Genomic DNA, 10,794 nt, shown 5'->3' with positions numbered 1-10,794 from the left:
GGACCGGGGGGATAGTGGTTCGGGTTGGGCGGACCGAACGGAGCCGGATGCGGGCCGGGCGGCTGCGGACCGCCCTGGCCGTAGGGCGTGAACCGAGTCTGGTCCTCGCTGGGTCGGTCGGAACCACCTGAAGATCCGAAGCGCGCCATTTCATCGATCGTAACGGAAAGCGCTGACGGCGCCCTGAGCCGAAAATCAGAAGCTGTCGACCTTGTCGATGCTGACGACCATGCCGTGGCCGGTGCGGTCATTGGTGAATCGGGTGCCCTCGATATCGGCCTTGATGGTCCAGCCCTGGGCCTCATACGTCAGATAGTCGATGGTGACCACCGGGATGTCGCCCAGATTGCCCAGCACCCATTGCACCGTTCCGTCGGCGCTGACGCTGACGCCGTTGGCGTGATGTCCGTCCTTGAGCGGGCTGTTGGTGAACTGGGCCTCGCAGTCGACCTGGGGTGAGGAGATCTGGCAGCGGGTGCGGCCCGATTTCGTCTCGATGAATACGTAGCCGTTGTCGTCGGGAGGAAGTGCAATGGGCCCGGCCGGCCGGCTCGGGCTGACCGAGGTGGTCGGGGACGGGGGGCTCGGCGGCGGCGCGGTGCTGGTCCGGGGCGGCCGAAACGACGGTTCCGGTGATCCGTCCCCGCCCGGCACGGCTGTCGGGCGACCGTCGACGGTGCTACTGCAACCGGCCAGCAGCAGCGCGGCCGCCAGCGTCAGCTTTCCGGCCGTCCTGAGCTTCGTCTGGTCTGGTATCCGCACGCATTCCCCCGCCGATGTCTCTTGCGGCCAGCGTACGCAAGCCGTGACATCCGTGGCTGTAGTGACGCGCGGTACTGGGGGTGCGACCCGGTGACGTTCCTGGATCAGGAAAAGTCGCGGAACGCCAGGGCCATGCCGAGCACCGCCGTCACCGCGGCGAGCCCGTAGCCCACCAGCGACCACCAGCCGGCGTGCTGATAGGCGGTCACGGCGACGATAGCGATGGCGCAGAAGAACAGCACCATTCCATACAGCGGGGGTCTGGCTGCGTATCGGTTGCGGGCCATGGGCGCTCGAGCCTTCTACTCGTCCGGGTCCGGTTGTGCGGCCACAGCCGGTGAGTGTTCGGGGGGGTGCTGCACGGCCGTGGCGCGCACCCGATCGCGCACCAGGTACCAGCCGCCGACCAGGGCCGGTGTGCCGATGAGCACAACCCCCCAGACGAAGGGGCCGCTGCGGTGATCGAACAGCATCAGCACCAAGACGCAGGCCAGGAATGCCAACGTCGCGTACCCGCTGTAGGGGGCCAGCGGCATCCGGAACGACGGCCGTTGCAGCACGCCGGCCTTGGCGAGGCGCAGCATGCGCAGCTGGCAGACCACGATCGTCGCCCACGACGTCATCACCCCGACCGAGGCGATGTTGAGCACGATCTCGAACGCCTGGCCCGGGCGAAGCGCGTTGAGCAGGACACCCAGCAGACCCACGCTGCTGGTCAGCAGGATGCCGCCGTAGGGCACGCCGTTCTTCGAAATCTTGCCGGTGAACGCGGGACCGCTGCCGTTGACGGCCATCGAGCGCAAGATCCGGCCGGTGGAGTACAGCCCGGCATTGAGGCTGGAGAACGCCGCGGTCAGCACCACCAGATTCATGATGCTGCCGGCGCCGGTGAAGCCCACCTTGGAGAAGAACGTGACGAACGGACTCTGGTGCTCTTTGAACGCCGTGTAGGGCAGCAGCAGCGCCAGGAGCACCACCGATCCCACGTAGAAGATCGCGATCCGGGCCACCACCGAGTTGATCGCTCGCGGCATGACCTTCTCGGGATCGGGTGTTTCGCCGGCGGCGGTGCCGACCAGTTCGACCCCGGCGTAGGAGAACACCACCCCCGAGGTGACCAGCACCAGGGGAATCACGCCGGCAGGCAGGAAGCCGCCGTTGTTGGCGATCAGCTGCAGGCCGGTCTCCTGGCCGTCGACCTGGTACCGGCCGCCCAAGAAGATGGTGCCCACGACCAGGAACGTCAGCAGCGCGATCACCTTGACCAGCGCGGCCCAGAACTCCAGCTCGCCGAAGAGTTTCACCGAGATCAGGTTCATCGACAAGACCGCCAGCAGCGCGATCAAGGCCAGCGTCCACTGCGGGATCACCGCGAACAGGTGCCAATAGTGGAAGTAGGCGGCGATCGCGGTGGTGTCCACGATGCCGGTCATGGACCAGTTCAGGACGTACAACCACCCGGTGACGAATGCGGTCTTCTCGCCGAAGAATTCGCGCGCGTATGAGACGAATGATCCAGTCGTCGGCCGGTGCAGCACCAGCTCGCCGAGCGCGCGCAGGATGAGAAAGACGAAGGCGCCACAGACCGCGTAGGCGATGAACAGGCCCGGCCCGGCCGAGGCGAGCCGCCCGCCGGCGCCCAGGAACAGTCCGGTGCCGATAGCGCCGCCCAGGGCGATCATCTGCAGCTGTCGGGGCGCCAGGTCTTTGCGGTAGCCCTCGTCCTCGCGGGCCAGTGTCGCCTGGGCAGCCAGGTGGGAGTCGGGGGCGTGTGCCATCGCGCTATTTACCGTGCCTGTCGTCGTGAGGTTCGTGCCATGGTGTCAGAGGCTGCCCGAGTAGGCCAGCTCTGATGGCCGAGGTGCCTCCGGCGTGGCGGCCGCCGTGGATCACCACGAACGACCTCGATCTTGCGGTGCGCCCAAGCCCGTTTACGCCCGGGCGCCGAGTCAGCGGACGCTCAGCGCCGCGCTGGCCGCGGACCGGTGACGGTACGTAAGGGCTGATTAGGGTTGAGGCCATGGCCGATCGACCCGCGCGAACCGCAGACGTGCACGAAGTCGCCGCGGCTATGCCCCACGTAACCAGAATCGAAGGGCCGAAAGGCAATCCGATCTACCAGGTGGGCGGTAATCGTTTGTGTTCTTTCGCACCCCACGGCCCGATGCGACGGACCCGGTCACCGGCCAGGCCTACCCCGATGTCATCGTGATCTGGGTGGAGTCGGACTCCGACAAGCAGGCCCTCATCCAAGACCCCACCACACCGTTCTTCACCACTGACCATTTCAACGGTCACCTGTCCGTTCTGGTTCGGGAGGCAGACTTGCACACGATCAGCGCGAGTGAACTGACCGAAGTCATCCAGGACGCCTGGCTCTCGCGCGCGTCAACCAGGCGAAGAGTCGCCTGGCTGGCTACCCGCGACGCCGACGGTTCGGGCCGATGAACAAGCGGATCGCCGTCGTGGGCGCCGGTATCGCGGGGTTGGCCTCGGCGGTTGGCCTGCATCGACGTGGTCACGCCGTTACCGTCCTCGAGCAGCGGACCGACACCTCCTCCGGTGCGGGGATCAGCATCTGGCCCAACGCCCTGGCGGCCCTGGACCAACTCGGTCTGGGAGATGCGGTGCGCGCGGCCGGTGGCCGGATCACCGCCGGGGCGGCGCGCTGGCATGACGGGACCTGGCTGCGCCGTCCGCAGACCGAACGAATAGTGCGGGCGCTCGGCGAGCCGCTGGTGGTCGTGCAACGCTCGGCGCTGCGTGATGTGCTCGCCGGCGCGCTGCCGGCCGGCGCCCTCCAGTACGGTCTGGCCGCCACGGAACTGGCGACCGCCGGTGACGGCGTGCGGCTGCACCTCTCGGACGGCTCGGCCCGCACGGTCGACGCAGTCGTGGGTGCCGATGGCACGCATTCGGTGGTGGCCCGCTATCTCAATGGCCCGCTGAAGCGGCGCTATGTCGGATACACCGCGTGGCGCGGCGTCGCCGCCTATGCGCTCGATCCAGACCTGGCCGGCAAGACACTGGGCCCCGGGGTGGAGACCGGTCATGTGCCGATGGGGCCGGACCTGACGTATTGGTTTGCCACCGAGCGGGCGCCGGCGGCGCGGCGAGCTCCCGAGCAGGAGTTGGCCTACCTGCGGGCGAAGTTCGCCCGGTGGGCGGAGCCGCTGCCCAGCATTCTCGCCGCGACCGCCGCGGACGACGTGCTGCGCGACGATCTCTACGACCGCACGCCGGCCCGGCACTGGGCGCGTGGTCCGATCGTGTTGGTGGGCGACGCGGCCCACCCGATGCGCCCGCACCTGGGCCAGGGCGGCTGTCAGGGCTTGGAGGACGCGGCGATCCTGGCCGCGTTCGTCGACCAGGCCCCGGACCTGGCGGCGGCCTTCGCGCGGTTCGCGTCCTTTCGCCGCCGTCGCGTGACGTCGGTGGTGCGGGAGTCGGCCATGCTCGGTAGGGCGGTGAATGTGCGGCCGGATCTGCTCAGCACCGCGCTCACCCGGGCCACCGCGATGGTCCCGGATTTCATCCTGATGAGGCATCTGGCGTCGGTCGCCGCCCGTACGGCGTTCGTGCTGCCCGACGAGGGTTGATGGTGTAACCGCACTTTCCGAGGGTCGGGAACAAACCCGGAACCCAGCCCGTTGACCACATCGACAAGTTGAGTCACAAGCACTCAAGTCTGGGTTGACAGGACGGCCGCTCAAGGAGCATCCTTGAGCGCAGTCCGCTCAGACTAGGGATATCGTCTATCAGGGAGGAATCACAATGGCTCGTGCGGTCGGAATCGACCTCGGGACCACCAACTCGTGCGTCGCAGTGCTGGAGGGCGGCGACCCCGTCGTCGTCGCCAACTCGGAGGGCTCGCGCACCACCCCGTCGGTCGTGGCGTTCGCTCGCAATGGCGAGGTTCTGGTCGGCCAGCCCGCCAAGAACCAGGCGGTCACCAACGTCGACCGCACCATCCGCTCGGTCAAGCGCCACATCGGCACCGACTGGAAAGTCGAGATCGACGGCAAGGACTACACCTCGCAGGAGATCAGCGCCCGCGTCCTGATGAAGCTCAAGCGCGACGCGGAGGCCTACCTCGGTGAGGACATCACCGACGCGGTGATCACCGTGCCGGCCTACTTCAACGACGCCCAGCGTCAGGCCACCAAGGAAGCCGGCCAGATCGCCGGGCTGAACGTGCTGCGCATCGTCAACGAGCCGACTGCGGCCGCCTTGGCTTACGGCCTGGACAAGGGTCACAAAGAGCAGACCATCTTGGTGTTCGACCTCGGTGGCGGCACCTTTGACGTCTCGCTGCTGGAGATCGGCGAAGGCGTGGTCGAGGTGCGGGCCACCTCCGGTGACAACCACCTCGGTGGTGACGACTGGGATGACCGCGTCGTGGACTGGCTGGTCGACAAGTTCAAGGGCACCTCAGGCATCGACCTGACCAAGGACAAGATGGCGATGCAGCGGCTGCGTGAGGCCGCCGAGAAGGCCAAGATCGAGCTGTCCAGCTCGCAGAGCACCTCGATCAACCTGCCGTACATCACCGTCGACGCCGACAAGAACCCGCTGTTCCTCGACGAGCAGCTCACCCGGTCGGAATTCCAGAAGATCACCCAAGATCTGCTGGACCGCACCCGCAAGCCGTTCCAGTCGGTGATCAAGGACGCCGGCATCTCGGTGTCGGAGATCGACCACGTGGTGCTGGTGGGTGGTTCCACCCGGATGCCCGCAGTGACCGACCTGGTCAAGGAGCTGACCGGTGGTCAGGAGCCCAACAAGGGTGTCAACCCCGATGAGGTTGTCGCCGTGGGTGCCGCGCTGCAGGCCGGTGTGCTCAAGGGTGAGGTGAAAGACGTTCTGCTGCTTGACGTCACCCCGCTGTCGCTCGGTATCGAGACCAAGGGCGGCGTGATGACCAAGCTGATCGAGCGCAACACCACCATCCCGACCAAGCGCAGCGAGACCTTCACCACTGCCGACGACAACCAGCCGTCGGTGCAGATCCAGGTCTTCCAGGGTGAGCGCGAGATCGCCTCGCACAACAAGCTGCTCGGCTCGTTCGAGCTCACCGGAATCCCCCCGGCCCCGCGTGGTGTCCCGCAGATCGAGGTCACCTTCGACATCGACGCCAACGGCATCGTGCACGTCACCGCCAAGGACAAGGGCACCGGCAAGGAGAACACGATCAAGATCCAGGAAGGCTCCGGCCTGTCCCAGGACGAGATCGACCGGATGATCAAGGACGCCGAGGCGCACGCCGAGGAGGACCGCAAGCGTCGCGAAGAGGCCGACGTGCGCAACCAGGCCGAATCGCTGGTCTACCAGACGGAGAAGTTCGTCAAGGAGCAGCGTGAAGCCGAAGGTGGCTCGAAGGTTCCCGAGGACACCCTGGCTAAGGTCGACTCCGCTATCGGTGACGCGAAGAAGGCGTTGGACGGCACCGACATCGGCGCCATCAAGGCGGCGATGGAGAAGCTGGGCGTCGAGTCGCAGGCGCTGGGTCAGGCGATCTACGAGGCCACTCAGGCCGAGCAGGCTGCCAATGACGCCGCGTCTGGTTCTTCCCGGGACGACGACGTCGTGGACGCAGAGGTGGTCGACGACGGAGACACCAAGTGAGCGAAGACAACTCACGCGAACAGTCTCCGGAGAACGTCACCGTCACCGACAAGCGGCGCATCGACCCCGAAACCGGTGAAGTGCGGGAGAGTTCCTCCGGGCCGGCCCCCAGTGGGCCGGCACCGGAGGAGCCGGCGGCGGACGACTCGCAGGTCGATCCGCTGGCCGAACTCACCGCCGACTTGCAGCGCGTCCAGGCGGACTTCGCCAACTACCGCAAGCGGGCGCTGCGTGATCAGCAGAACATCGCCGACCGCGCCAAGGCTGCCGTGGTGACCGAGCTGCTCGGGATCCTCGACGATCTGGATCGCGCCCGCACTCACGGTGACCTGGAGTCGGGTCCACTGAAAGCGATGGCGGACAAGCTGTCCGGTGTGCTCACCGGGATGGGACTGTCCGCGTTCGGCGCCGAGGGCGACGAGTTCGACCCTGCCCTGCACGAGGCGGTCCAGCATGAGGGCGAGGGCAGCCACTCGGTGATCGGCGTCGTGCTGCGGCAGGGTTACAAGCTCGGTGAGCAGGTGCTGCGGCACGCCATGGTCGGCGTGGTCGACACGGTGCCCGGCTCCGGCACGGTCGTTGACGGCGACACCGCTGAAGACAAATGACAGGTAAGGAGGTGACGCGTCATGGCTCAGCGTGAATGGGTCGAAAAGGACTTCTACAAGGAGTTGGGCGTCTCCTCCGACGCCAGCGAGAAAGAGATCAAGAGCGCCTACCGCAAGTTGGCCTCCGAACTGCATCCGGACCGCAATCCGAACAACCCGGCTGCCGCGGAACGCTTCAAGGCGGTCTCTGAGGCCTACAGCGTGTTGTCCGACGAGGCCAAGCGCAAGGAGTACGACGAGACCCGGCGGCTGTTCGCCGGCGGTGGCTTCGGGCGGCGCTTCAGCGGCGGCGGCGAGAACTTCGATCGGTTCTCCACCGGTGGTGACGGCAACGAGTTCAACCTCAACGACCTGTTCGGTGCGGCCGGCCAGACCGGCGGGGCCAACATCGGTGATCTCTTCGGCGGCCTGTTCGGGCGGGGCGCGCAACAGCGGCCCAGCCGGCCACGCCGCGGCAACGACCTGGAGACCGACTCGGAGCTGAGCTTCCTGGAGGCCACCAAGGGTGTGGAGATGCCGCTGCGGCTGACCAGCGCCGCACCGTGCACCAACTGCCACGGCAGTGGAGCGCGGCCCGGCACCAGTCCGCGAGTGTGCGTGTCCTGCAACGGATCCGGGGTGATCAGCAGCAACCAGGGTGCCTTCGGGTTCTCTGAGCCGTGTACCGATTGCCGTGGCAGTGGGTCGATCATCGAGCACCCGTGCACGGAGTGCAAGGGCACCGGGCGGGCCGCCCGGACCCGGACCATCAACGTGCGGATTCCGCCGGGAGTCGAAGACGGTCAACGGATTCGGCTGGCAGGACAGGGTGAGGCCGGCTTACGCGGCGCACCCTCGGGTGATCTATACGTGACGGTGCGCGTGCGCCCAGACAAGGTATTCGGTCGAGACGGGGACGACCTGACGGTCACCATCCCGGTGAGCTTCTCCGAACTCGCTTTGGGCACCACGCTTTCGGTGCCGACGCTGGATGGCAAGGTCGGTGTGCGGGTGCCTAAGGGAACCGCCGATGGCCGGATCCTGCGGGTGCGGGGCCGCGGTGTGCCCAAGCGCGGTGGCGGTCACGGCGACCTGCTGGTCACGGTCAAGGTCGCGGTGCCGCCGAACCTGGAGGGCGCGGCGCAGCAAGCGCTCGAGGCCTACGCGGAAGCGGAGCGGGCCAGCGGATTCGACCCGCGGTCCGGCTGGGCGGGTAACCGGTCATGAGTACGTCGGAGAATTCGCGCACGTTCCTGATCTCGGTGGCCGCCGAGCTGGCCGGCATGCACGCCCAGACACTGCGAACCTACGACCGGATCGGTCTGGTCAGCCCGCGCCGCAGCTCCGGCGGCGGGCGGCGCTACTCCGAGCGTGATGTCGACATGCTGCGTGAGGTGCAGCGCTTGTCGCATGACGAAGGCGTCAACCTGGCCGGAATCAAGCGGATCATCGAGCTCACCAACCAGGTCGAGGCGCTGCAGTCGCGGGTCAAGGAGATGGCGGCCGAGCTGGACAGCCTGCGAGCCAACCAGCGTCGCGAGATCGCGGTGGTGCCCAAGAGCACTGCCGTGGTGGTCTGGCAGCCTCGCCGCTAGCCGTTTGTCTCGTTGACTCTGCGTCCACCAGGCACCTTTCTCGCACTTTTGCCTGGTACACGCAGAGTCAACGGACTCCGATGGAGAACTGAGCTACGCCGGGCTGTCCCAAACGGGCCACGCTGAAGTCGCCGCGGCGCAGTGCGTCGGTGGGCGCGGCCATGGGCTCGAAGCAGACCACGTCTTCGGAGGCCGGCGCGTAGATCTGGGCCGCCGGATATCCGTGATCGAAGCGGACCTCGATGCGCCGGCTGCCACCGGACACCGCGAACACCGCACCATCGGCCACTTGGTCGAACCCGTGGTCGAAAACCGTCTCGCCCAACACCTCTGACCTGGCCGGGTGAGGCGCCAGCGCGCCGGTGGGTAAGCCGTGCGCGTCGACGATCCGGGCCCGCATGGGAGGGGTCTCGATGCGCCAGTGCTGTCGAGGCGTGTCGGGCAGCGTGAGGTAGGGGTGAAAACCGAAGCACAGCGGCACCGCCGCGGCACTGGTGGCCGTCACCGTTGTGCACACCGTCAAGGTGCGCTCGGCAAGCGTCATCTCCAGCTGCAGGCGGTGCGGGAAGGGGAACGTCGCCAACAGGTCCGGCCTGGATCCGAAGTCCAGTTCGGCGGTCAGCATCGATGACGAACGCGCACTGACCCGCCAACCGGTGTCGCCGGCGAGGGTGCCGTGGATAGGTGCACCGAACGTGTCGGTGTGCACCCCGCCTACCCCCGGAGTGAGGGACACCGACACGTCACCGAACCGGTAGTCGTTGCCGCTGAGTCGATTAGCCCACGGATACAGCAGCGGGATGCCCATGGTCGTGTGTGCGTCGACGTAGGCGGTCAGCCCGCGACGCTGGCCGAGCAGCTCCGCGCCGTCGTCGCACAACGACGTCCCGATCATGCCGGCCTGCGGCACGAACGTCGCAGTGAGCGGCGACGACGGATCCGACAGGACGCAGGGCTCGAGATCGATCATCCTCACTCCGACAGCGGGTCGTGTTGAATGCGTTGAGGGGGAGCGCCTTTAGCGATCAGAGCGGCCGCCGTGGCACGCGTCATCTCCGGCCCTCCGCAGATCAGGATCTGTCTGTCGCCCCAGCCTCCGTAGCGCGTGACCACCTCTGCCAGTCGTCCGGTCTGCCGAACGTGCAGCCCCCGCGGTGGCGTCACATCCGGATAGTCGCCGGCCCATTCCGGATCTCCCGAATACTCCGAGACCGGAGTCACCGACAGCCACGGATTGTGCGCCGCGATCTGCCACAGCACAGGCAGGTCGTAGAGCTCACAGGGGTACCTGCCGCCGAAGAACAGGTGCACACGTGGATTGACCGCCCACCGGGTCAGATCCATGATGATCGACCGCAGTGGCGCCAACCCCGTACTGCCGGCCACCATCAGGACGTCGCCGGCGTCCCGATCGACGTGCAGTCCGCCGTGCGGACTCGACAGCCGCCACCGGTCACCCGGTCGGGTTTCGCCGACGATAGCTGTGCTGACCAGGCCTCCGGGCACCACGCGGATGTGGAACTCGATGGCTCCGGTCTGGTCCGGCGGAATGCTCGGGCTCAGGTAGCGCCATGATCGCGGGCACTGGGGCACCTCGACTTTGACGTACTGGCCGCAGTGATAGGGCAGTGGCTGATCCAACTGCAGCCGCACCACGGCCAGGTCGCGCGAGACCCGAAGGTATTCGACCACGGTGCCGTCCCACCACGCCGGACCCTCTTCGGCGTCGGCGGCCCCGCCCATCACCCCGACGATCAGGTTCAGTGCTTCGCGGGCCGCGTCATCGACGGCGGCGGTCCATTGATCGGCCAAGGCGTCGCGCAGGGCGGCGTAGAGCACCTGCCGCACCACCCCGTAATGGCGTTGCGTCACACCGTACTTGCGGTGATCGCGGCCCAGCTGGGCCAGGAACGACACGGGTGCCTGCGCGCGCTGGGCGATGAACTCGCCGAAGACCCAACTCATGGCGTGGGCGAAGGTCGAGCGCTGGGTGGTCAGGTCGGCGGGGAACAGGTCGCGCACCGAGGGGTCGGTGCCAAACCATCGGGTGAAGAACTGGGCGACCACGCCGGAGCCGTCGGGCGGCTCGGCAAACGCGTCGCGCAGGACGCAAAGCGCGTCACGGTCGTCCAGGCCCACGGCCGCGATCCTAGTGCGGGCGCCCGTTAGATGTGATGTCCAGGGAGGTTGTCCCGCACGGTATCGGTGAGCCTGTGTGACAGGGA

General features: G+C 67.2%; 10 protein-coding genes and 1 pseudogene. 6 read left to right on the top strand and 5 right to left on the bottom strand.

Going from position 1 to position 10,794, the window contains the following annotated elements; translation table 11 throughout:
• Positions 1–195 precede the first annotated feature (195 nt).
• The 3 genes from BST15_RS19940 to BST15_RS19930 form a co-directional block, all read right to left on the bottom strand.
• Positions 196–762 (bottom strand): hypothetical protein, encoded by a 567-nt coding sequence (locus BST15_RS19940; RefSeq protein WP_109370891.1) that lies wholly within the window; start codon positions 760–762, stop codon positions 196–198.
• A gap of 104 nt (positions 763–866) precedes the next feature.
• Positions 867–1,049, bottom strand: a complete 183-nt coding sequence (locus tag BST15_RS19935; protein WP_046191067.1) for a hypothetical protein — start codon at positions 1,047–1,049, stop codon at positions 867–869.
• Positions 1,050–1,064: 15 nt separating this feature from the next.
• Positions 1,065–2,540: an amino acid permease gene (locus tag BST15_RS19930; protein WP_046191068.1), complete on the bottom strand. Its 1,476-nt coding sequence runs from the start codon at positions 2,538–2,540 to the stop codon at positions 1,065–1,067.
• Between the two features lie 242 nt (positions 2,541–2,782).
• Here BST15_RS19930 and BST15_RS19925 point away from each other — a divergent pair.
• The 6 genes and pseudogenes from BST15_RS19925 (at position 2,783) to BST15_RS19900 (ending at position 8,569) form a co-directional block, all read left to right on the top strand.
• Positions 2,783–3,210: pseudogene (locus BST15_RS19925) on the top strand (MmcQ/YjbR family DNA-binding protein).
• Complete coding sequence (locus BST15_RS19920) at positions 3,207–4,361, top strand: FAD-dependent oxidoreductase (RefSeq protein ID WP_046191069.1); 1,155 nt, start codon at positions 3,207–3,209, stop codon at positions 4,359–4,361. The pseudogene BST15_RS19925 and the gene BST15_RS19920 overlap by 4 nt, the downstream one beginning before the upstream one ends.
• Before the next feature lie 175 nt (positions 4,362–4,536).
• Positions 4,537–6,387 (top strand): molecular chaperone DnaK, encoded by a 1,851-nt coding sequence (gene dnaK / locus BST15_RS19915; protein WP_046191070.1) that lies wholly within the window; start codon positions 4,537–4,539, stop codon positions 6,385–6,387.
• The gene (gene grpE, locus BST15_RS19910; protein WP_083071140.1) at positions 6,384–6,995 is read left to right on the top strand and encodes a nucleotide exchange factor GrpE; all 612 of its coding nucleotides are present in this window, start codon (positions 6,384–6,386) and stop codon (positions 6,993–6,995) included. The genes dnaK and grpE overlap by 4 nt, the downstream gene beginning before the upstream one ends.
• A 21-nt stretch (positions 6,996–7,016) precedes the next feature.
• Positions 7,017–8,201 carry a molecular chaperone DnaJ gene (gene dnaJ, locus BST15_RS19905; RefSeq protein WP_046191433.1) on the top strand — a complete coding sequence of 395 codons (1,185 nt, stop codon included), beginning with the start codon at positions 7,017–7,019 and terminating at the stop codon, positions 8,199–8,201.
• Positions 8,198–8,569, top strand: a complete 372-nt coding sequence (locus tag BST15_RS19900) for a heat shock protein transcriptional repressor HspR (protein ID WP_046191432.1) — start codon at positions 8,198–8,200, stop codon at positions 8,567–8,569. Before dnaJ ends, BST15_RS19900 begins: the two co-directional genes overlap by 4 nt.
• Before the next feature lie 67 nt (positions 8,570–8,636).
• On the opposite strand, the gene BST15_RS19895 is transcribed toward BST15_RS19900, so the two are convergent.
• Together BST15_RS19895 and BST15_RS19890 are read right to left on the bottom strand one after the other, a co-directional pair.
• On the bottom strand, positions 8,637–9,539 hold the full coding sequence (locus BST15_RS19895; protein WP_046191431.1) for an aldose 1-epimerase: 903 nt from the start codon (positions 9,537–9,539) through the stop codon (positions 8,637–8,639).
• A gap of 2 nt (positions 9,540–9,541) precedes the next feature.
• Positions 9,542–10,708 (bottom strand): FAD-binding oxidoreductase, encoded by a 1,167-nt coding sequence (locus BST15_RS19890; RefSeq protein WP_046191430.1) that lies wholly within the window; start codon positions 10,706–10,708, stop codon positions 9,542–9,544.
• Positions 10,709–10,794: the final 86 nt, after the last annotated feature.

The organism is Mycolicibacter arupensis (assembly GCF_002086515.1).
Taxonomy (GTDB): domain Bacteria; phylum Actinomycetota; class Actinomycetes; order Mycobacteriales; family Mycobacteriaceae; genus Mycobacterium; species Mycobacterium arupense.
The sequence above is the reverse complement of the archived record's forward strand: the minus strand, read 5'-3'. Positions and strand labels throughout refer to the sequence as shown.

What these genes read in the sequence shown, in the direction of transcription:
- BST15_RS19935 (WP_046191067.1), bottom strand. Translation starts at nt 1,049, where the DNA reads ATGGCCCGCAACCGATACGCAGCCAGACCCCCGCTGTATGGAATGGTG.
- BST15_RS19930 (WP_046191068.1), bottom strand. Translation starts at nt 2,540, where the DNA reads ATGGCACACGCCCCCGACTCCCACCTGGCTGCCCAGGCGACACTGGCC.
- BST15_RS19920 (WP_046191069.1), top strand. Translation starts at nt 3,207, where the DNA reads ATGAACAAGCGGATCGCCGTCGTGGGCGCCGGTATCGCGGGGTTGGCC.
- dnaK (WP_046191070.1), top strand. Translation starts at nt 4,537, where the DNA reads ATGGCTCGTGCGGTCGGAATCGACCTCGGGACCACCAACTCGTGCGTC.
- dnaJ (WP_046191433.1), top strand. Translation starts at nt 7,017, where the DNA reads ATGGCTCAGCGTGAATGGGTCGAAAAGGACTTCTACAAGGAGTTGGGC.
- BST15_RS19900 (WP_046191432.1), top strand. Translation starts at nt 8,198, where the DNA reads ATGAGTACGTCGGAGAATTCGCGCACGTTCCTGATCTCGGTGGCCGCC.
- BST15_RS19895 (WP_046191431.1), bottom strand. Translation starts at nt 9,539, where the DNA reads ATGATCGATCTCGAGCCCTGCGTCCTGTCGGATCCGTCGTCGCCGCTC.